Origin of the sequence: Vibrio proteolyticus NBRC 13287, assembly GCF_000467125.1 — a bacterium.
Lineage (GTDB): Bacteria > Pseudomonadota > Gammaproteobacteria > Enterobacterales > Vibrionaceae > Vibrio > Vibrio proteolyticus.
In genome coordinates, this window is sequence record NZ_BATJ01000010.1 from 21,123 (window position 1) to 42,879 (window position 21,757).

The window sequence follows — 21,757 nt, forward strand, 5'->3', positions numbered from 1 at the left end:
AGGAATTACTGCTGAACTGTGTATTCGAACGCAGGAACAACGATTTCTACACGACGGTTCTTCGCACGACCTTCGCGAGTTGAGTTGTCTGCAACTGGGTTGTTCTCACCTTCGCCACGAGTCGCGATGCGAGAAGAATCGATGCCTTTTGCGTTCAGAGCTTTCGCTACTGATTGAGCACGTTTTTCAGAGATCTTCTGGTTGTAAGCTGCTGAACCTGAAGTATCAGTGTAACCAACGATTTCTACGTTAGCTTGTGGGTGCTGGTTCAGGAATGCAACCAGGTCATCCAGCTGTGCTGCGCTTTCTGCTTTCAGCTCAGTGCTGTTCAGAGCAAAGTTACCTGTGCCAAGCGTTTTCGTTTCGAACGTCTTAGTTACAGGTTGTGGTTCTGCAACCACTGGCTCTTCTTCAACGACAACTGGTGCAGGAACTGCTTCTTGGCCACCGAATTTGTACACAACGCCCAGAGTTGCAGAGTTGCCTGCTGCGCGAACACGGTCGTTGTTCATGTCAGTAATTGTTTGGTACTCAAGACGTACAGTCACGTTCTGGTGAGAATCGATTTCCAGACCAGCTGCGCCTAGGTAAGACCAGTCGTTTTTGCTACCGTAATCAACGTATGCACCACCGAATTTACCGTACAGAGAGATATCATCAGTCAGAGGCAGGCTCAGTTTAGGAGCCAGAGTGATGGCAGATACATCGTCATTGCTACCGTTAAGGCCAGCAGTACCAGTGTTGAATTCACCCAGGTAATCGTAGCCAGCTTCAAGCGCGAAGTATTTGTTCCACTCGTAACCTGCGAATGCACCCAGAGTTGAATCTTCGTCATCACATGGTTGACCTGAGATACACGCGTCGTCTAGCCAAGTTTTACCAACTTTTGCACCAACGTATACTTGAGCCATTGCTGAAGTAGATGCCATTAGAAGTGACGCTGAAATTACCGCTGCTAACTTTTTCATTATAAATCCTCTAAATTTCTGCTTGAGGCAGACTTATTCGAAATGGATGATGCGCCTCAGTGCTCACCCCAAAACGTTGTCTCTACATACAGCGCTTTGGTGATTAGCACCGGACTGATTTAGTTCCAATTCCGTTTGCGTATTCCACCTAGCGGGTTGCGATTTTTGTCCGCAACTCACTGACGCAGCGAACTATAATCAATTTGCAGCAAGATGAAAGAGGAAAAATGTCAATTTCTTGTCACTGAAATCTGAGTATTTAGTTAACCAATTCACCGCCAGCCCTTATTAAATCTGGCTCCAACGCATTTTTAGTGAGTACAACCCTCTATAATAACAACCTTATAACTAAGCATTTTTTCTCATTTTTGAGACAAATAATTTGTGATATTGAGGGAACTTTTTCAATAAACATAAAAAAGCCGTGGTATTAACCACGGCTTGTCATTGACATTGCTGATGTTTTTACGCGTTAGCTTCTCGCTCAGTGATAAAATCCAGCGCCAATTTAATACGCGCAATCACTCGCTCACGACCGATCAATTGCATAACAGCATCCACTGATGGAGACTGACCACCGCCGGTGACTGCAACGCGCAGCGGCATGCCGATCTTACCCATACCGATTTCCAGTTCGTCACACACTTCTTTAATGACGTTATGCAGGTTCTCGGTAGTCCAATCAGACAGCGCTTCCACTTTCGCCAACGCCAACTCTAATGGCGCTTTAGCCACACCACGCAGGTGTTTCTTCGCCGCGCCCGCTTCAAACTCAGAGAAATCTTCGTAGAAGTATCGAATTTGCTCCGCAAGCTCAACCAAAGTATGGCAACGTTCACCGACCAGTTGAATCACGTCCGTAATGACCGGGCCATTGTCTGTGTTCAGCTTTTGGTTGTCTAAGTGCCATTGCAGATGTTCAGCTACGTACTGCGGATCAGACGTCTTAATATAATGGTTGTTCAACCACAACAGCTTTTCGGTGTTAAAGGCCGACGCAGACTTAGAAATGGCGTTCAGGCTAAACATTTCGATCATTTCTTCTTGAGAGAAGATTTCCTGATCGCCATGTGACCAACCTAAGCGAACCAGATAGTTGTTCAGAGCATTCGGCAGGTAGCCTTCATCACGGTATTGCATGACAGAAACCGCGCCATGACGCTTAGACAGTTTCGCTCCGTCATCGCCCAGAATCATCGCACAATGAGCAAAGGTCGGAACGGGTGCGCCCAGCGCCTCGTAGATGTTGATCTGACGAGGCGTGTTGTTGATGTGGTCTTCACCGCGGACAACGTGAGTAATGCCCATGTCCCAGTCGTCTACCACCACAACAAAGTTGTAAGTTGGTGCACCATCCGTACGACGGATGATCAGATCGTCCATTTGTGCGTTACTGATCTCGATACGACCACGAATTTGATCATCGAAAACCACGCTGCCTTCTTTTGGATTGCGGAAACGTACCACACATGGGTCACCGTCTTTTGCCGCCGCGTTAGCCGCCACTACTTTCGGATGGTTCGCGTCGTAACGAGGCATCTCTTTATTCGCTTCCTGCTCTGCGCGGATCTCTTCGAGCAGTTCTTTAGACGCGTAGCACTTGTACGCTTTGTCTTCCGCCAGCAGCTTTTCGATCACTTCATCATAACGATCAAAACGTTTAGATTGGAAATAAGGACCTTCATCCCACTCCAGCCCCATCCACTTCATCCCCTCCAGAATCGCGTCTACGGCTTCCTGAGAGTTACGCTCCAGGTCAGTGTCTTCGATACGCAGAACAAATTCACCACCCTGGTTCTTTGCATATAACCAGGAATAAAGTGCAGTACGTGCACCACCAACGTGAAGATAGCCAGTCGGGCTAGGAGCAAAACGAGTTTTAACCGTCATTTGTCATTTACCTTTATGAGAACACTTCTGCTGAGATCATCAGCGCGAGCAATAGTTGGGCGGTATTCTAGCACTCCAGAAACATTCACGACAATTCGCCCTAAAGAAAACTTTTGTTCTCCGGGGGGATAAAGTACTCGTCCCCTCTTCTAACCTCTCTAAGCATCGTTGGCGATTCGGCAAGAAACTATCTTGAAAGAAAAAGCATCCAAAGGATTCACTCACGAATTGAATCAACGTTTTTGTTTGTTTTTCCTGCTTGACCTTACCCTTGCGGCAAGGTTTATGCTCATTCACAGTAAACAAAAAGCAAGGATTTCAACATGAACCATTTCTCTATTGCCCTTTCCGGGCTCAGCTGTATGGGCTGTGCGAGAAAAGTCGAGCGCAGCCTGCAAGAGAACACCGACGCCGAAATTATCGAGCTGTCTCCGACACAGGTTGTGGTCAATACCTCCAAGTCGTTTGAGCAAATCCGGCGCCATATTACTGCGCTCGGTTATCAGGCTGGCAATAATGTTGAGCTGAATCTGTCAGGGCTGAGTTGTGACCACTGTGTCAACAAAGTCCGCACCGCACTGGAAGCAACTGAATCGGTCAGTGAAATCAATATCGACACTCAACACCTGAGTGTTTACACCCCTCTCGCCCCGGAAGACATTATCGCGATCGTTGAGTCACTGGGATACCAAGCAATTCCGGCTGACTCAGCCGTATCCCTACAAGCAGATGAAGCACAAGTGAGCGCGCAACATACACCTGACACAAAAGCCTCACCGGATAGCCTTGCGACTCACCTGTTGATTGAAGGCATGACCTGCGCAAGCTGCGTCTCCTCTGTTGAACGGGCTCTGTTGTCGGTTGAGGGCGTAGACAAAGCGCAGGTGAACCTGGCTGAACAAAGTGCGATCGTCTTTTCAAATCTGGCGCAGCCACAGTTGACCCAATCCCTGACCGATGCGGTTCGCACTGCAGGTTACAAAGCCAAACTGGTGGCCGACCCTGCCACGCAGCAGGAAGAGCAAGCCAAACAGTTGAAACAGCAACAACAGTGGCACCTGAGTGCCGCCATTAAAGGCTTAATCATCGGCGCCCCCCTTATGTTATGGGGAGTATTGGGTGGCAACATGATGATCCGCAATGCCAGTGATCAGTTCGCTTGGGGCATCGTGGGGTTGCTCTGCTTATGGTTGCTGGCCACGGCCGGACGCGACTTCTTTATCAACGCCTGGCAGGCACTGAAACACAAACGAGCCACCATGGATACATTGGTCGCTCTGGGCACAGGGTCGGCTTGGCTGTACTCGATGCTGGTGATTGCTTTTTCTGATTGGTTCCCCCCCGCCGCGCGTCATGTTTATTTTGAAGCCAGTGCGATGATAGTCGGCCTGATATCTTTCGGTCATTACATTGAAGCCAAGGCCAAAGCCAAAACCACCCGTTCACTGCAGGCTCTGATCAATCTGCAGCCTCAAACCGCGACTTTAATAGGCCCTCAAGGCGACGAAAGTATTGCGGTTGAGCAAATTCAGCTCGGCATGCAACTGCGCATCAAGCCGGGCGAGAAAATTCCGGTCGACGGAAAAGTAGTGAGTGGTGAATCGTATGTGGATGAATCGATGCTGACCGGCGAACCTCTTCCGGTCATCAAGCACACTGGCGAACCTCTCTCAGCCGGAACACTGAACAGTGATGGTTCACTGGTAATGGAAGCCACAGGTATCGGCGCTCAGACCATGTTGGCACGCATCATACGTCTGGTCCGTGAAGCGCAAAGCAGCAAACCTGCCCTTGCCAAATTGGCTGACCAGATTTCAGCGGTCTTTGTTCCCGTGGTAGTCGCGATTGCCATTGTGGCAGCGCTGATCTGGTTTGCCGTTGGCCCGGATCCAAGAGCAAGTTATATGTTGGTTATCGCGACAACCGTACTGATCATCGCCTGTCCATGCGCGCTGGGGCTGGCTACGCCACTTTCGGTCACCGTTGGCGTTGGCAAAGCTGCCGAAATGGGGATTCTGATCAAAGACGCCGATGTGCTTCAATCCGCCAGCAAAATCGACACGGTGGTGTTCGATAAAACCGGCACCCTGACTCAGGGCAAACCTGGTGTACAGCAGGTGTTTACGTTTGGTACCAACGAACCGGCACTGCTTGAGCTGCTTTATACCGCCGAACGTCAGTCAGAGCATCCACTTGCCAAAGCCATCTGCCAGTATGCACGAGAGCATCAGGCGAATACCCTGGAAGTAGACACATTTGAAAACGTGAAGGGCCGGGGTATTGAAGCCACCATCGCAGGCCGGCGCATCTCGGTGGGCTCTCTGCAATACCTTGCTTCCTCTGGCGTGGATATGAGCATCGCGAAAGAGGCACAGGCCACTTTAGAGCGCAATGCCTGGACCCCCGTGGCCATTGCCGAGGAACAAAAGCTTATCGGCTTAGTCGCCATTGCAGACCCGCTGAAAGCCGAATCTCAAGGCACGATTCAAGCATTGAAACAGTTGGGAATCCATACCGTGATGCTGACTGGTGATCACCAGTCTGTTGCGGATGCTATCGGTCAACAGCTCGGCGTTGATCAGGTGATCGCTCAGGTTCTGCCGGATGAAAAAGCTGGCCATATTGAAGCGCTCAAAAAACAAGGACGCAAAGTCGCCATGGTGGGTGATGGCATCAATGATGCTCCGGCTCTGGCATTAGCAGATATTGGTATCGCGATGGGCAGCGGCAGTGACGTGGCGATTGAAAGTGCTCAGATGACTTTACTGAATTCTTCACCAATGGCTGTACTCAAAGCGATTGAACTGTCTAAGGCAACAATCAGAAATATGAAACAAAACCTGTTTGGAGCCTTTGTTTACAACTCCTTAGGCATTCCGGTTGCGGCTGGAGTTCTGTATCCGGCCTTTGGCTTCCTGTTAAGCCCGGTCGTTGCTGGTGCGGCGATGGCTTTGTCGTCAATCACAGTCGTCAGCAACGCAAATCGACTAAGATTATTTAAGTCCACTTTTGATTCTTAAGAGGTCAATATGAAACTAAAAACACTCTCGCTGCTGGTTCTGAGCGCGTTATCGACACAAGCACTGGCTGCCGAAATCATTAACCACAAATCACCCTACTGTGGTTGCTGCAGCGAATGGACCAAACACATGCGTGACGCTGGCTTTACTGTCACAGAAAAGCTGCACAAAGACATGAACAACGTGAAGCAGCAGTACGGAGTTAAGCCTGAACTCGCTTCCTGTCATACTGCTGAAATCAATGGTTACGTGTTTGAAGGCCACGTGCCAGCCAAAGATATCAAGGCATTTCTCGATAACCCACCAGCCAATGCCAAAGGTTTAGCTGTACCGGGAATGCCTGTTGGCTCACCTGGTATGGAGTACGGAGACCAAAAAGACGCGTTTCATGTTTATGCGTTTAACGAGCAAGGCCAGATCTACACCTTCAGCAGCTATAACCAATAAAGAAAGCCCCGTAAGACGGGGCTTTTTTACCTAAAATCTGAACGGATGTAAGTCACAACCTGATTTACACGATCCCATGGGATTGGATCAATCGTCGCATTCTCTGATTTTGCGCGCTCAAGAATATCTTGGTATTCCCAGCCTTTTCGATAGCTTGCTGCATCCCTGCCATCAATGCTTTTATCACTCTCTTTCACTGGCGCGATCTCATCGATAAAGGTGTAAGTACCGCACCCAGACAGCCAAACTTTAGCCTGACCATTAGGGAGCAAACCAAAAACTACTTCATTCTCAAAGCAACTCACATTTTTATTATAAAGAAACTGTTGCCTCGCCAACATTTTAGTTTTGATCTCTTTCGATAACTTGAGTTGAGTGACAAAGAAGCGCTGATCAAACAGTGAGGTCCAGTAAACGTAAATACTATCAGGTAAATATCTCATCGCTGCAATCTGAGGCAAGCGTCTATTGCCGGATCCAAGGGGAAGAGCAAATCCGTCATAGTCAGGCAGCAACGCTCTAATATTAGATAAACGACTTGCCGCCATTGCCGCAGCGCTCGTGTCATTGTGCATCAGTGAGGTCCAATCTTGTGCCTCATTGATGCCATACGAACGACCTACTTTTACAGGATAGAATGAAGGAGTGCTAATCCTAACCTGCCATGGGGGGAAATCCTCAGGCAAGCTAGGAGAGCGAACGAATGCCAACACCGGAAAACTCAGAACAAAAACGAACACTGCAATTAAATGACGAATCAATTGATATTCCTAACTCAGTGAGGAAGATGTCCACAATAACATCGCTTAATGGCTAAAAGTCTTTGTTCTAAAGTCTGGACGAAGATAAGTCACAACATGATTTACACGCTCCCATGGGATCGGATCAATCGTCGCATTCTCTGATTTTGCGCGCTCAAGAATATCTTGGTATTCCCAGCCTTTTCGATAGCTTTCTGCATCCCTGCCGTCGATGCTTTTATTCCTCTCTTTCACTGGCGCGATTTCATCTATAAAGATGTAAGTACCGCACCCAGACAGCCAAACTTTAGCCAGACCATTAGGGAGCAGGCCAAAAACTAAATCATTTTCGTAACAGCTCATTCGGTTATCGTAGAAAAACTGCTTTTGGATCATCATCTTGGCTTTCAACTGTTCTGAAAGGTGAAACTGAGTGACAAAGAAGCGCTGATTAAATAATGATGTCCAATAGAGATACACCGTATCTGGTAAATGGCTTGTTTCAGCTATTTGACGTATGTACGAAACTGGCGGCCCTAAATACAGCTCAAAACCATCGTATTCGGGGAAGTCTACACGAACATTTGAAAAACGACTGGCCGCCAACGAACGTCTTGATGAATGATTATGTAATAAAGACGTCCAGTCCTCAGATTCATTAACACCATAAATCCTATTTATTTCAACTGGATAAAAAGATGACATTGTGATGCCAACCCTCCACGCTTTAAGATCGTCTGGTAACTCAGGCAGATGAGTAAATGCACGAGCCTGATTGACAAAAAAGAACAATAGCAAGAACAACGCCAATATCAATTTCATGGAATCATCGACCAGAGGTGAAAGTTGTGGTAACCAAGTTATCTTGGTTTGAAAGTGTATGTCTTATTGACCTTGTCCCAAGGTATTGGCGTCAAGCTAACCTTCTCTTCATCAGCACGCTTTTGAATGCGCTCAAAGGTCCAACTGCTACGATAGCTTTCTGCGTTACGTCCATCGGTATCTTTACTGTTTTCTGCTGCGGGTTCGAGTTCTGTCAGGTAGGAAAAACGATTGCAACCGGCGATCCAAACTTTGGCATGACCATTCGGTAATAATCCGAAAATCAAATCACTTTGGTAACAAGTGCGTTTGGCATTGTATGGACTCGTGGTCAGTACCATCATGCGTTGCTTGATATCATCCGTAAGTTCGAACTTGGTAACAAAAAAGCGCTGATTAAACAGTGATACCCAATATAAATATACTGTGTCTGGTAAATGGTTCGTTTCCGCTACCTGTCTTATGTAATTAACACCTGTACCAATATACAAACCAAATCCATCATAGTCAGGGTCTAAACTTCTAACACCTTTCAAGCTGGTTGCCGACAATGTTGCCCCTGGCGTCTCATTATGAAGCAGAGATGTCCAGTTTTCACTTTCGTTAACACCATATCCTTTTGTCAAATGTGCCGGATAAAAAGACGGGGATGCAATACCAATACGCCATGCAAGCAAATCCTCAGGGAGGGTAGAGGCACTAACAAATGCAAACGCTGGGGAGAATTGGCATAGATTAAACACTAATATTATAATACGTATCATTATTATTCCTTACATTCGAAGACCTGCCTAACATACCGCCCAGATTGTTTGTGCTCATTTGGCTTGTTAGCAATTCCATTATCCGAAGAATGGTGAATAAGATTAGACTTTTGCAGTTTTATCAGCATATCTTGGTTCATTAAGCTAGGATCAACGCAACCTTGTAGAGCTTGCTCCAACACGGAGTCAGCTTTCTTTTTAAATTCAATATCACCAATTTTTTCACTCACATTAAAGTTTTTGTTATTCACATCGTTAATATCAGGAATGGCATTGCTATGGAATGGCACGCCTTTATTTAAAGCAAGCCCGAACATCAGCCTCAGATACAATCTCGAGAGTTCACCTTCCACGACCCTCTTTTTATATAGTTTCCCGATCAAGACCGGGCGGTTGCCCGCACCTCTGGAAACAAACTCTTTCGTATAATTGGAGGCTTCCCACCCTAAACTGACTTCCTTGGCCAATTCCACATCTAGTCGCTTACTAAGATACTCTCGTGTTCTTTCGTAGCTGTATACATTATCGTTGTGAGGACGCTGCACTTTAGCAATGCACTTGCTTTCTAAGCGTGGGAGCAAATACTCTGGATCGTCATAATATCCCGTAGCGTGATATCCGCCACCTAAATCGGAATGCGCTCCCGGTAATACGACTTCTAAAAAATGCCCGGCAGGGTTGAGCTTATTGAGACAAAAGTTGTAACGATATTCCGTTGTGGGGTGCGCGGTCAGATGTACTGCGCTCTTTACTTTAGCAGGATCTAACCACAACCGGACATCGCCGTTGTCATTATTGTGAGGAGTGAAGTCAGCCCGTCCAAAATCCACTATCGCCGCAACAGTATCAAACAGCCCAACAAAATTAGCGCAGCAATTTCGGGATTCATCCCAAGCGAAAGAGGAGGATAGAACTATTCCCTGAGATACCATCGCTTTTTCTAGGTTTTGAGCCAATTCACCACGACTTCCTTCGGCCATCACGTTAACAAAATGACGTGCAGCAGCAGCCCCGCGACTAAAGCCAAAAACATCAAACTCAATACATCCTATTCCATCAAACGTATAAGGTTCGATATCGACAGACAATTGAGATATGTGGTCACAGAGCTGTTCAATCCCTGTCGATACTTTGGCAACCACACCATAGTCACCGGTCCCTAGCGCCTGACCTGGAAAAATAGATTCATCTGCAGGTGCTAGATTAGTTTCATTCCCAGTTCCAATACCTGTGACATATTCCCGATGAACATACAGATTCTGATCTTGTAATAATGTTTTCTCCCGGAAAAAACTCGAATAAAGGTCATGCAGTTTTTGTATGTTGGTCAGTTCATTTGTTGCACTACCATCAACGCTCTCATCATCTTGCCAGAACCAATAAAAACGATCGTTTGGATAACTAAAACAGTTGCCGGGTAAATCTTTAATTTTCACCTCAGAAGGAGAAATCCCTGCTTTTTTAGCAATTTCATTTTTACCTTGCTCAAAGCGTTGTTTCCATTCACCAATATACCGCTCAAACTGTTGCTTGCCCCATTGGGCACTGAATGTGTTGTTTCCTGTGCCATCGAAGAACATCCCGACGCGAAGCGTGATGTAATTAAACCCTCGCACTTTGATCAGGTAGCTGTTCCCCGACTCCAGATTTATCGTATCGGCTTTGCCCGCTTGATGCCGCTCTGGCAACACTTGCTCGGGTTGCAGTACGACAAAATCCCCCGCCGTGGCATTCAGAAGTTGTCTGGGGGTGGCTTTATATCCCACTACGTTTTCTTCAATCCAGACACAGACAGGATCTTGCTCACCTTGATATGGTTTGCGCGCTTCCGAGTCCTGTAACCACGCAGGGTTGTCAAATTGTAGCTCGACGGCTCCTTGAGCAATATTACATAACAGAATGTTGCCTTGGCTGGCCTTGACTGGAAAACACTTGCCCGCACTATCTTTGAGTACTCCAGGCACGCTGTTAAACGGCTGGTTGTGCTCATCCACCAAGCGAATTTCAATCCAGTTGAGTTCACTGGCACTGCTACTCACCGACTGCTGTTGTTCCGCTTTGTCGGTCCCGCCTTGCCAGAAAACACTGTGCTCTGGTGGATAACCTCCCTGGTCATCGGACGCCTTCGTCGGCTTTTGGTTCACCGCCGAAAGCGTACCTGCATTGCTGTACACCTCTGCGGCCGCATCGTAATCGTAGGCATTGTCCTTCCAGAACATGGATGTCTCGGGCGGAAATGGAAATGGCTTACTCATTGTCACCTCAATCCTTTGAAATAAGAAATCCATTGCGCAAAAAACATACCAACAAGTAAAGTCATTAAAATTCATGCGGTTAAAAAACAAACATTATCATCAAAGATCAACTTATTGTTCTTATTACCAATTTTTAATTAAATCGAACAAAAAATTAGCACAAAAAAGCCAGCGTTTCCGCTGGCTAGATATCAAAGTCTATATTCACTTGATACTGGTGATCCGACTACTCCGCTCACCACTGGCAGACACTGAGCGAATAAAAACCTCTCCACTCACTTCTGGACGCTGTGAGTCGATGTAGGTCTGCCACTGCGTGCCGTCCAGAGAATATTGCAACTCAACCCCGGGAAATTGCACGTTCATTGCCAGTTGTCCTTGCTCAATTCTCGCCCCCGGAACGGGCAGACGATAATCAATACCCGCCTTTTCCAGTTTCGCCAGTTCACGTTGCCCTAACAGGTTAGCAAACCGGTTGTAATCCTGATTTAAAGCCAGTTTATCGACAAGGTTGGTTTGCTGTGAATACTCCACACCCACCTTGTAGTCGTTCTCCCAACCGGCGCGGTGCCAGGCACGTTCAGCCGCTGCGAGTACTCGAGGAAAAACCATGTACTGATACTGCTCGTCATTACGTACGGTTTCAGACCATAACTGAGCCGATAGTCCATAAAATGGTTTAGCCTCGATCTCACCTTTTCCCGAGAAGCCATTGCCGTCTCTATCGAACGATGTTTCTGCGTTCTGCGGAAGGTTTTCCGGAGCAAAGCCGAACATCTTACGAGTGTCCGTTGCTCGCGTCGCCCAATAATAACCACGCTCTTTCGGGTCCGCTTCATAGGGCATGTCCATGTAGACATAATCCGGGTTCGACACTATCACGTCATAACCCTTTTCAGCCCATTCATAGGCTGATGAGGTGCCGCCCCAATACAATACATCCCAGAAGTTGACGCGGGTTGTTTCCGTCGCAAATGAATCAGCACCAGCGTCACTGTACTTTAGCCCATCTTGCCAGGCCTGGAAGTGGGCAATGCCTTTTTCGGCCACCAGCTTGGATACCTGTTCAGCAAAATGGCTTGGCAGATGCGCGAAATCGCTGACTTCTCCGCTATTAATCAGGGTCTGACACTGAGGGGATTTGGCAAACGGTTTGTCCTGCTTTGACAAATCAATCGTTCCTTTCCAACTGACTTTGTCTTTTGCATTCAGATCCTGGAATCCCGCTCCCAGCTTAATATTCTTCGCTTCGTCACCGCCAAAATGCCAGGTTGTCAGTGGCATACCAGCTTGCTTATGCATCGCAGCGACTTCAGAGATGACCTTGTCAACAAAACGGGTGGAAGATTCCAGACAAGGGTTAATGAAGCTTTGCTTATTGTAGAACTGAACCGTGGTGACATTGGACGTATCCTGCGGATCCATTAGGCGGAACTCATTCGCCAATGCTTCCTTACCTTCCGCCATCAGACGTGTATAACGCGCTTCCATTGCAACAACTGCTGCACGCGCATGCGCCGGCATGTCAATTTCCGGTATCACTTCAATATTGCGCGCTTTGGCGTATTTTAATATAGCAATGTAATCCGCCTTACTGAAATACCCACTACCAAAGTTATCGCTTGTCGGCCCAGATCCTAACTGAGGTAGCAGACAACGTTGCTCATCAGTATCAAAACAGCGCTTTGAGCCAATCTCTGTTAGTTCAGGCAAGCCCGGAATTTCGATACGCCACCCTTCATCATCGGTCAAATGAAGATGCAATTTGTTCATCTTGTATGCAGCCATTTGGTCCAGAGTCGCCAGAATCGCCGCTTTGGAATGGAAGTTACGTGCAACATCCACCATGATCCCTCGATAGTCAAAACGAGGAGCATCTTGTATCGCCAGTTGCGGCAACGATGTCGGATTCTGACTGTCCGTCAGGCCAAAAATTGATTGTACCGCGTAGAAAGCGCCGGCCTGGTCAAACGCTTTGATTCTGATGCCATCACGCTTAATGTTCAGCTCATAGGCACCGGATCGGGCAAATTCAGTCGAAAAATCATCCGGTTTAATTGAGATGGTCACGGGGAATGCGCCGTTGATGTTCAGACCAAGCACATTCGCTCTCGCTTCAAGGGCAGCAAATTGATCTGCATTGAAGACCGACTTTGGCAATGCTATCCCCTGGGCAATGTCCACACTGCCCGAACCAACGTTCACTTGCTGCGGAGTGGGCAATAACGTGGCGGACACATCTTGAAGTGACAAATCGGTGTTGTTATCAAAACGCGACTCCGCCGTAGCAAACACATTGTTGTCATCCGGTGTGCGCTTGAGGTTGCCACCTGTCAGACCTGACACAAACGTGCCCACATCTTCACTGTCGAGCGATGCCATCACTTTCGGTTGCGCATTGGGCGCTGTGACAAACGCACCAGGCAGAAAGTCGGTTTCGAATAATTGCCAATACTCACCAATCAGCGGCAACACCACTTTTTCGCCGGGCGCAAAACCGTCGAATTTCTCAGTGGGCTCCAGTTTATGCAAATCCCCGGTCACTCGGGTTACTTTAAACTGATCGTTATCCACATCCAGAATCAGTCGGATACTGTGGAAGTAGATTGCCCAGTCAGTGGCGTTAATCGCATCTCCCTGATTGACCAGCGTCATATTCACCTGATTACAAGATGCCCATTCCGCCCCTAAATCCTGACACGCCAAACCTTGATTTGCACCGTGATTGGTGATGACCTGATACTGAATATCCAAATTGTCAGCCAGAGCATTTACAACCTGCTGCTCCGTACTTTGCATCGACGCACATCCTGCCAACATCGCAATCACTGAAGCCGCTACAACACTATGTTTCAACATCCTACTTCCCCCCAAACAGTGAAAAAACAGCCGCTAGCCCGGCTTTTCTTCACCATACAAGAAGTTATTTTTTAGCGTAAAATTATTCAGATTGAGACGTGATCCGTATCAAAATGAGCCTGAAACTAAAAAAATAAAAAACATAAATATCAAAAGGTTATAGAATACGTTAAAAACGAAAAGAGTAAATTAACGAGATTACTGCGAACAATGTCACTTATTTGCTTACCACAGCAAGAGAAATGATGATCCACATAACTCTCATCATTAAGCAATGCAGTGGTGCTATAACAAGCAGAGTGCCATTTTGTGAAATGACTCTCACTTAACAGTGCGTCAATTGCGATTAAATAGTCGCAAAATGACGTTTTTTCCGCACTGGCATTCGGACAAAAACAACAAGAAAGGATTATTGATATGTTGAGGCTACTCGCCATTACACTGACGTGCCTATGGAGCGCAAATCTATTTGCCCAGCCACTTTTCTGGTCTGCACAAAAAGGCGACCTCCACTACCTCATTCTCGGTTCGGTGCACGTTGGTGACGAAAGCATGTATCCATTACCAACAGCCATCACGCACTTTCTGGCCAAGAGTGACGGCTTGATTATCGAAACGGATGTACGCAAAACCGAAGGCGCAGTATACCCGCCAGCAACGTTACTCACGAAGCAGGTCACTTCTGAACAAGAAGCAAGCCAAATTGCCCGAATTGCAAAAGAAACCGGGCTCTCTTATGAAGTCCTGATGCAACTCCCACCCTGGCAAACCGCCCTAAGTATCCAAATGGCACAATTTTCTCATCTTGGCTACAACCCGGGAGATGGGGTTGATATGAGATTAATGTCCAAAGCGACCATCAACAATGTTCCGGTGCTGAGCCTTGAACCTTTGCAGTTTCAGATTGACATGCTCACCCGCCAGCCGCAGGGAGGTAAAGAGTTACTGACCTCCATACTCAATGACTATGATAAAGGAGAGCAACTAACGGATTGCCTGATCAACAGCTGGAAGGCTGGCGACGCGCAAAAGCTGGTCGAGTCTGCGGATCTGTCATCGGTCAGCGACACGTTCACGGAACAATTTCTCTATCAGCGTAATCGTGACTGGGCCACCAAGCTCGACAATGGCACGATATTGCCCAAGCCGGCTGGTCGCTATCTGGTTGTAGTTGGTGCGCTTCATTTGGTCGGTAAAGATAACCTGATCGACCTACTCACACAAAAAGGCTTTCAGATCGCTCAGCTTTCGGACAGCCAAATCGCACACTGCATGCTGTGAACAAGACGAAGACACCAATATAAGCCCCGACATCACTGTCGGGGCTAAGCAATATGGTCGCTGAAGAGGGATTCGATCGGACTGGCGCTCCAGCCCACGACCCGAGTCGCGGCCCTACTAAACCTAAACACCAAAAACGAAAAAGCCCCAGCATTTCTGCTGAGGCCTTAAATGTGGTCGGTGAAGAGGGATTCGATCGGACTGGCGCTCCAGCCCACGACCCGAGTCGTGGCCCTACTAAGCCTAAACACCAAAAACGAAAAAGCCCCAGCATTTCTGCTGGGGCCTTAAATGTGGTCGGTGAAGAGGGATTCGAACCCCCGACCCTCTGGTCCCAAACCAGATGCGCTACCAAACTGCGCTATTCACCGAAAAAGTTGTTCAGGCTATTGCCCGTCAACGGATGCGTATATTACGGATTCTCATGTTGAACGCAAGTGATTTGGCTCAGTTTTTCTGAATTTCAGTTTGTTCGGCTAAAACATCATCAACGGGCCACAAATTGTGACAAAAAACACACCCGAAGAAACATATTATCAACCTATGCAACACAATTGATCCAGATCAGTGTCGCCGAGCCAAGCAAGCATTAACGTTAACCCCGTCTTCGCAACTTTGGAGGAAACATGGACTTTTGGCTTGATCTCCTATTTGGTAATGCAGTGGGGCTATCTTCAATGATAGTAATCTTTGGCGCTTTGGGTCTGATGCTGTTCTACGGCGGTTTCTTCATTTACAAGGTTATGAACGACAAATCTCCTCACTAGATCGCTTAGCACCTATTCGTAGAGTAGTGTGACGCTATGCACCGGATTAGATTGCCTGTCTAATCCGGTTTTTTATTGCCTTTAAGACTGAATTGAAAAGATAAGTGATCACTCACCTTTTTCGGTTGGTATAATCCTGTTACTGATCCCTACCTGTGAGATGCCGTTATGTCTCATGACGATGATTTTGCCCTCTTCCATGAAATGATGGGAGACGTCAAACCGCTCAAAAACGATACCGCGGAACTGAAAAAAAGCCACAGCGTGACCGAAGCGCAACTGGCCAAACGTGAGGCCGCCATCTGGCTTACCGAAGATGACCCTGAGTATCTGTCGACCGAACATGCCAGTATGCTCAAGCCGCAAGACGTGATCGAGTTTAAGCGTGACGGTGTGCAGGAAGGCGTCTATCGCAAACTGAGGCTCGGGAAGTACCCGATTCAGGCTCGGCTGGATTTGCACCGAAAAACACTGAAAGAAGCCCGTGACGAAGTCATTTCCTTCTTGCGTCAATGCATCGCTATGGATATCCGCACGGTTGTGATCGTGCATGGCCGGGGGGAAAAATCCAACCCGCCAGCTCTGATGAAAAGCTATGTGGCAACCTGGCTGACACAAATACGCGACGTGCAGTGTGCTCACAGTGCACAGCGCTTCCACGGCGGCACCGGGGCGGTGTACGTCTTGCTCAGAAAGAGCAGCGACAAAAAAATGGAAAACCGGGAGCGCCACCAAAAACGCATGGGCTAACAGCACCATTAATGGTACACTCCGCGCAGATAGTGAGCAGCTTTAATAGCTGCTCTGTTTTTACCGATTGCCGTTGTGAAACGTAGAGAGAACAACATGTCACAAGATTCAGCAAAACGCCTCAATAAATACATCAGTGAGACAGGTTACTGCTCTCGTCGCGAAGCCGATAAACTGATCGAACAGGGTCGGGTAACCATCAATGGTACCGTTCCGGAAATGGGGACAAAAGTCCTTCCCGGAGATGATGTCTGCATCGACGGCAACCCGGTTAGCGCCAAAGAAAAGCCGATTTATATTGCGCTGAATAAGCCGACCGGTATTACCTGCACCACCGAACGTGATATTCCGGGCAACATCGTCGACTTCATCGGGCATAAAAAGCGTATTTTTCCAATTGGCCGTCTCGATAAGCCGTCTGACGGTCTGATTTTCCTCACCAATGATGGTGATATCGTTAATAAAATTTTACGCGCCGGGAACAATCACGAGAAAGAGTACGTTGTTCGGGTCGACAAACCTGTCAGTGATGAATTCATTCGCCAAATGAGCGCAGGCGTCCAAATTCTCGATACCGTCACCCTGCCATGCAAAGTGACGCGTGAAACCAAATTTTCTTTCCGTATCGTCCTGACACAAGGTCTTAACCGTCAGATTCGCCGGATGTGTGAAGCTTTGGGGTACGAAGTGTTTAAGCTGCGTCGGGTACGCATTATGAACATCACTCTGGACGGTATTCCTAACGGCCAGTGGCGCTACCTGAGTGACGCGGAAGTGAATGACATTCTGGCGATGTGTGAAGACTCCAGCAGCACCGAAGAAGCATCAAAAGTCGACAGCCAGGGTAAGCGCATTCGCAAAGCCACGGATGCTAAGCTCTTTGACAGCCGGGAAGAAAATCAAAACTCCAGTGCTCGCCGAAATCCAAAGAGCCGCACGTTTAAAGGCAACAATGCCGACGCATTCCGCCACGCGCCGAATTCGAAAAAAGGTCGCGGCCCACAAAAGCCAACATCCGAAAGTCACAAACCGTACCGAAAGCCAGCAGCAGGTCACTCGGCGCCACGGCCAAGTGCGAAACCTCGCACCGGTGGTACTCTCAGCCTGAAAAAATAAATCACCAATAAAAAGGGGAGCGTCATGCTCCCCTTTTCTATTCAGGGTTATCGCGTGTTATTTCGTACCAAAAATCTTATCACCCGCGTCACCCAGTCCCGGAACAATGTAGCCTTTGTCGTTCAGCTTTTCGTCGATCGCAGCAGTGTACAGCTCAACATCCGGGTGTGCTTTTTCTAACGCTTCAATCCCTTCCGGCGCCGCCACCAGCACCAGAACTTTGATCTGATTACAGCCCTGCTCTTTCAGAAGGTCGATAGTGGCGATCATCGAACCACCAGTAGCCAACATCGGATCCACCACCAGCGCGATACGCTCACCGATGTTCGAAGCCAGCTTGTTGAAGTACGGAACTGGCTCCAGGGTTTCTTCGTCACGGTAGATACCGACCACACTGATACGTGCACTTGGCATGTGCTCCAGAACACCATCCATCATACCCAGACCTGCGCGCAGAATCGGTACAACAGTCACTTTCTTGCCTTTGATCTGATCGACTTCTACCGGGCCGTTCCAGCCATCAATGGTTACTTTCTCAGTTTCAAAGTCCGCGGTTGCTTCGTAAGTCAACAGACTACCTACTTCTGTTGCTAGCTCACGAAAACGCTTTGTGCTGATATCACCTTCTCGCATTAGACCGATCTTGTGCTTCACTAGAGGGTGTTTAACTTCAACAACTTTCATTTCCATCTCCGGCTTAGTATTGGCAATTTTTAAACAAACTTTCCGATTATAAACGATTTCCCTCTCAATATCTTGATCTGAGCTAAGATAAAAAACTCGCGCAAACGTTTGCTCTTTGTGTTTAAGCACTGGTAGAATAGCGCCGTTTTCATATCCAACTTAAGTTCGAGGACTTTCCCGTGAGCGGTAACAACTCTTCTCTTAGCTACAAAGACGCTGGTGTAGACATCGATGCAGGCAATGCGCTTGTTGACCGAATCAAAGGTGCAGTAAAACGTACTCGTCGTCCTGAAGTGATGGGCGGTATCGGCGGTTTTGGCGCTCTGTGCGAACTGCCAACGAAATACAAACAGCCGGTTTTGGTTTCCGGTACCGATGGCGTTGGTACGAAACTGCGTCTGGCTCTGGATATGAACAAACACGATACCATCGGTATTGACCTGGTTGCGATGTGTGTCAATGACCTGATTGTTCAAGGTGCTGAGCCGCTGTTTTTCCTAGATTACTACGCGACAGGCAAACTGGATGTCGATACCGCAGCCGATGTGGTCACCGGGATCGCCGATGGTTGTGTTCAGGCAGGTTGTGCCCTGATTGGTGGCGAGACCGCTGAAATGCCGGGCATGTACGAAGGCGAAGACTACGACGTTGCAGGTTTCTGCGTTGGTGTTGTTGAAAAAGAAGACATCATCGACGGTGCAAAAGTACAAGCCGGTGACGCACTGATCGCGGTTGGTTCAAGCGGCCCGCACTCAAATGGTTACTCGTTGATCCGCAAGATCCTGGAAGTCTCTGGCGCGGACAAAAACGAAGAGCTGGATGGTCGTACCATCGGTGAACACCTGCTGGAACCCACCAGAATTTACATCAAGTCAGCGCTGAAAATGATCGCCGAACACGACATTCACGCCATTTCTCACATCACTGGCGGCGGCTTCTGGGAAAACATTCCACGTGTATTACCACAAGGCACTAAAGCGGTGATTGATGGAAACAGCTGGGAATGGCCAGTCATTTTTAAATGGCTGCAAGAAAAAGGCAACGTCACGACACATGAAATGTATCGCACCTTCAACTGTGGTGTCGGCCTGATTGTCGCACTGCCAAAAGCGCACGCCGATGCTGCGGTTGCTCTGTTGCAGCAGGAAGGAGAAAACGCTTGGATCATCGGTGAAATCGCTGATGCTCAAGCTGGAGAAGAACAGGTAGAGATCAACTGAGCATGAAAAGTATTGTTGTTTTAGTTTCAGGAAATGGTTCCAACTTACAAGCGATTATCGATGCTTGTGAAACCAGCATTAATAATGGCAAAGTGACCGCTGTTTTTTCAAACAAAGCAACTGCTTATGCTTTAGAGCGTGCCAAGAAAGCCGGGGCAGCAGGTGTCTTTCTCGATCCAAAGTCATTCGATACCCGTGACGCTTTTGATCATGAACTGATGAAACAGATTGACGAGTACAGCCCGGATTTGATTGTGCTGGCTGGTTACATGCGCATCCTGAGCGGTGAATTCGTTCGCCATTACATGGGGCGCATGATCAACATTCACCCCTCACTGCTACCGAAATATCCGGGCTTAAATACCTATCAACGCGCCATTCATGCGGGTGATGAAGAGCATGGCACCAGCGTTCACTTCGTGACTGAGCAACTGGATGGCGGGCCGGTTATCCTCCAGGCAAAAGTGCCCATTTTCGATGACGATACCATCGACACGCTGACTGAGCGGGTTCAAACGCAAGAATACAAAATCTACCCACTGGTGGTGGAATGGTTTGTAAACGACCGCCTGGAAATGCGCGGCGGTAAAGCGTTTCTCGATGGCAAGCAGCTTGGTATTCATGGCTACGCCAGCGAGTAAAATACTCACGCGATCAAAAAAGGGTTGATGTCTTATCAACCCTTTTTTCTTTTCCTGGAATTATTCCAGAGGCTCAGTCGGCGCCTGATTCCCCGGCTTGGCCGCTGCAAACGGCACATCATGCAGCTGTGCCGCATTACCATCGATCAATTCACCGAAATGAAACAGACCGTATTCGCCAGGCTTCATCCGATGCCAGTTTTCGTTATCGGTCAGTGGCTGGGTCGCGATCACCGAGACAATGTCATTCGGGGTGGTTTCTTCCTGAAAGTTGATGGTCACATCTTCATCAATCAGGGTCGCCTTGCCAAACGGAGCCCGGCGGGTAATCCAGTACAGATGATTGGTGCAGTAGGCCATGACATATTCCCCGTCAGAAAGCAGCATGTTGAATACTCCTTTCTCTTTGAGGACGCCACAGCGCGCTGCCACGAACTGGAAAACACCAATCATGTCCTGAGGTGGCTCTGGGAACTTCTCTTCCATCTCGTTGAGCAGCCAGCAAAAAGCCAGCTCGCTGTCGGTCTGGCCCACCGGCCTGGTCCGACCGGTGTCCATGTCCAAATAACCTGACAACTGCCCATTGTGCGCAAATGTCCAGTAACGTCCCCAAAGCTCGCGAGTGAACGGATGGGTATTTTCCAGATTCACGCCCCCACGGTTCGCCTGTCGGATATGACTCACAACCGCGCAGCTTTTGATCGGATAGTTCTGCACCCATTCCGCGATCTTAGACTGGCAGCTCGGGTTAGGGTCTTTAAAGGTACGAAACCCTTTCCCTTCGTAAAAGGTGATCCCCCAGCCATCACGATGTGGGCCGGTTTTTCCTCCCCGCTGCATCAGTCCGGTAAAGCTGAAACAGATATCGGTGGGTACATTTGCGCTCATGCCGAGCAGTTCACACATGGTTTTAAAAACTCCCTGATCGCCCTATAAGGCTTATTCCATTTCTTTTTCAATCAATTGAATCACGATGTGGATGATCTTGATGTGCACTTCCTGAATACGATCTGCGTAACCAAAATGCGGTACCCGAATTTCCACATCCGCCAGACCAGCCATCTTGCCGCCGTCTTTACCCGTCAGAGCTATGGTTTTCATCCCTTTGGCTTTGGCCGCTTCAATCGCTTTCAGAATATTGCCAGAGTTACCAGAAGTCGATAAACCGAACAGTACGTCCCCTTCAGAGCCGACCGCTTCGACATAACGAGAAAAGACGTAGTCGTAGCCAAAATCGTTACTGACGCAAGAAAGGTGGCTCGGATCGGAAATCGCAATACCAGGGTAACCCGGACGATTGTCTCGGTAACGCCCCGTCAGCTCTTCAGCAAAGTGCATCGCATCGCAGTGAGAGCCGCCGTTGCCGCAAGACAACACTTTGCCGCCTTGTTTGAACGAATCCGCGATCACTTTGGCCGCAGCTTGAATCTGAGCGATATTGTGATCATCGCTCAGGAATTTATGCAGAACGTCGGCCGCTTCGTTTAATTCACTTCTAATCAGATCCTGGTACATAGGTTCATCTCTTATTTG

18 protein-coding genes and 1 tRNA gene are annotated in these 21,757 nt (G+C 48.1%); 8 read left to right on the top strand and 11 right to left on the bottom strand.

All coding sequences use genetic code 11. The annotated features are described in order from the left end of the window. Positions 1-5 precede the first annotated feature (5 nt). Both VPR01S_RS13005 and gltX read right to left on the bottom strand, forming a co-directional pair. Positions 6-968: an OmpA family protein gene (locus VPR01S_RS13005; protein ID WP_021705800.1), complete on the bottom strand. Its 963-nt coding sequence runs from the start codon at positions 966-968 to the stop codon at positions 6-8. Positions 969-1,433: 465 nt separating this feature from the next. Continuing rightward, positions 1,434-2,858 (bottom strand): glutamate--tRNA ligase, encoded by a 1,425-nt coding sequence (gltX, locus tag VPR01S_RS13010; protein WP_021705801.1) that lies wholly within the window; start codon positions 2,856-2,858, stop codon positions 1,434-1,436. A 323-nt stretch (positions 2,859-3,181) separates the two neighbouring features. Between gltX and VPR01S_RS13015 the strand changes: the two genes are divergently transcribed. Together VPR01S_RS13015 and VPR01S_RS13020 are read left to right on the top strand one after the other, a co-directional pair. Further along, positions 3,182-5,878: a heavy metal translocating P-type ATPase gene (locus VPR01S_RS13015; RefSeq protein ID WP_021705802.1), complete on the top strand. Its 2,697-nt coding sequence runs from the start codon at positions 3,182-3,184 to the stop codon at positions 5,876-5,878. Between the two features lie 9 nt (positions 5,879-5,887). Further along, positions 5,888-6,325, top strand: coding sequence for a DUF411 domain-containing protein (locus VPR01S_RS13020; RefSeq protein ID WP_021705803.1), 438 nt, complete (start codon positions 5,888-5,890; stop codon positions 6,323-6,325). A 26-nt stretch (positions 6,326-6,351) separates the two neighbouring features. Here the strand turns inward: VPR01S_RS13020 and VPR01S_RS13025 are convergent, their stop codons facing one another. The 5 genes from VPR01S_RS13025 to VPR01S_RS13045 form a co-directional block, all read right to left on the bottom strand. After that, positions 6,352-7,086, bottom strand: a complete 735-nt coding sequence (locus tag VPR01S_RS13025; protein WP_021705804.1) for a DUF2931 family protein — start codon at positions 7,084-7,086, stop codon at positions 6,352-6,354. A 45-nt stretch (positions 7,087-7,131) separates the two neighbouring features. Beyond that, complete coding sequence (locus tag VPR01S_RS13030) at positions 7,132-7,887, bottom strand: DUF2931 family protein (protein ID WP_040902753.1); 756 nt, start codon at positions 7,885-7,887, stop codon at positions 7,132-7,134. Between the two features lie 38 nt (positions 7,888-7,925). Continuing rightward, entirely contained in the window at positions 7,926-8,651 is a 726-nt protein-coding gene (locus tag VPR01S_RS13035; RefSeq protein WP_021705806.1) for a DUF2931 family protein, read from the bottom strand. Between the two features lie 2 nt (positions 8,652-8,653). Beyond that, entirely contained in the window at positions 8,654-10,906 is a 2,253-nt protein-coding gene (locus VPR01S_RS13040) for a T6SS phospholipase effector Tle1-like catalytic domain-containing protein (protein ID WP_021705807.1), read from the bottom strand. A gap of 204 nt (positions 10,907-11,110) precedes the next feature. Then, positions 11,111-13,765 carry a beta-N-acetylhexosaminidase gene (locus VPR01S_RS13045; RefSeq protein WP_040902754.1) on the bottom strand — a complete coding sequence of 885 codons (2,655 nt, stop codon included), beginning with the start codon at positions 13,763-13,765 and terminating at the stop codon, positions 11,111-11,113. A gap of 417 nt (positions 13,766-14,182) precedes the next feature. Between VPR01S_RS13045 and VPR01S_RS13050 the strand changes: the two genes are divergently transcribed. Beyond that, positions 14,183-15,046, top strand: a complete 864-nt coding sequence (locus VPR01S_RS13050) for a TraB/GumN family protein (RefSeq protein WP_021705809.1) — start codon at positions 14,183-14,185, stop codon at positions 15,044-15,046. Positions 15,047-15,340: 294 nt separating this feature from the next. Here the strand turns inward: VPR01S_RS13050 and VPR01S_RS13055 are convergent. After that, a tRNA-Pro gene (locus VPR01S_RS13055) sits at positions 15,341-15,417 on the bottom strand. A 255-nt stretch (positions 15,418-15,672) separates the two neighbouring features. Between VPR01S_RS13055 and VPR01S_RS22335 the strand changes: the two genes are divergently transcribed. The 3 genes from VPR01S_RS22335 to rluF all read left to right on the top strand — a co-directional run bounded on the left by VPR01S_RS22335 (position 15,673) and on the right by rluF (position 17,679). Next, entirely contained in the window at positions 15,673-15,813 is a 141-nt protein-coding gene (locus tag VPR01S_RS22335) for a DUF3149 domain-containing protein (protein WP_039424584.1), read from the top strand. A 168-nt stretch (positions 15,814-15,981) separates the two neighbouring features. Next, positions 15,982-16,563: a DNA endonuclease SmrA gene (smrA, locus tag VPR01S_RS13065; RefSeq protein ID WP_021705810.1), complete on the top strand. Its 582-nt coding sequence runs from the start codon at positions 15,982-15,984 to the stop codon at positions 16,561-16,563. Between the two features lie 96 nt (positions 16,564-16,659). After that, positions 16,660-17,679 carry a 23S rRNA pseudouridine(2604) synthase RluF gene (gene rluF, locus VPR01S_RS13070; RefSeq protein WP_021705811.1) on the top strand — a complete coding sequence of 340 codons (1,020 nt, stop codon included), beginning with the start codon at positions 16,660-16,662 and terminating at the stop codon, positions 17,677-17,679. A 57-nt stretch (positions 17,680-17,736) separates the two neighbouring features. Here rluF and upp read toward each other — a convergent pair whose 3' ends face one another. Next, positions 17,737-18,363, bottom strand: a complete 627-nt coding sequence (upp, locus tag VPR01S_RS13075; RefSeq protein ID WP_021705812.1) for a uracil phosphoribosyltransferase — start codon at positions 18,361-18,363, stop codon at positions 17,737-17,739. 179 nt (positions 18,364-18,542) lie between these two features. Between upp and purM the strand changes: the two genes are divergently transcribed. Beyond that, positions 18,543-19,583: a phosphoribosylformylglycinamidine cyclo-ligase gene (gene purM, locus VPR01S_RS13080; RefSeq protein ID WP_021705813.1), complete on the top strand. Its 1,041-nt coding sequence runs from the start codon at positions 18,543-18,545 to the stop codon at positions 19,581-19,583. A gap of 2 nt (positions 19,584-19,585) precedes the next feature. Continuing rightward, positions 19,586-20,224 (top strand): phosphoribosylglycinamide formyltransferase, encoded by a 639-nt coding sequence (gene purN, locus VPR01S_RS13085; RefSeq protein WP_021705814.1) that lies wholly within the window; start codon positions 19,586-19,588, stop codon positions 20,222-20,224. A gap of 60 nt (positions 20,225-20,284) precedes the next feature. Here the strand turns inward: purN and VPR01S_RS13090 are convergent, their stop codons facing one another. Together VPR01S_RS13090 and lpcA are read right to left on the bottom strand one after the other, a co-directional pair. Next, a complete protein-coding gene (locus VPR01S_RS13090; protein WP_021705815.1) occupies positions 20,285-21,130 on the bottom strand; it encodes a class II glutamine amidotransferase in 846 nt (281 codons plus the stop codon). A gap of 33 nt (positions 21,131-21,163) precedes the next feature. Then, on the bottom strand, positions 21,164-21,739 hold the full coding sequence (gene lpcA, locus VPR01S_RS13095) for a D-sedoheptulose 7-phosphate isomerase (protein WP_021705816.1): 576 nt from the start codon (positions 21,737-21,739) through the stop codon (positions 21,164-21,166). Between the last annotated feature and the right edge of the window lie 18 nt (positions 21,740-21,757).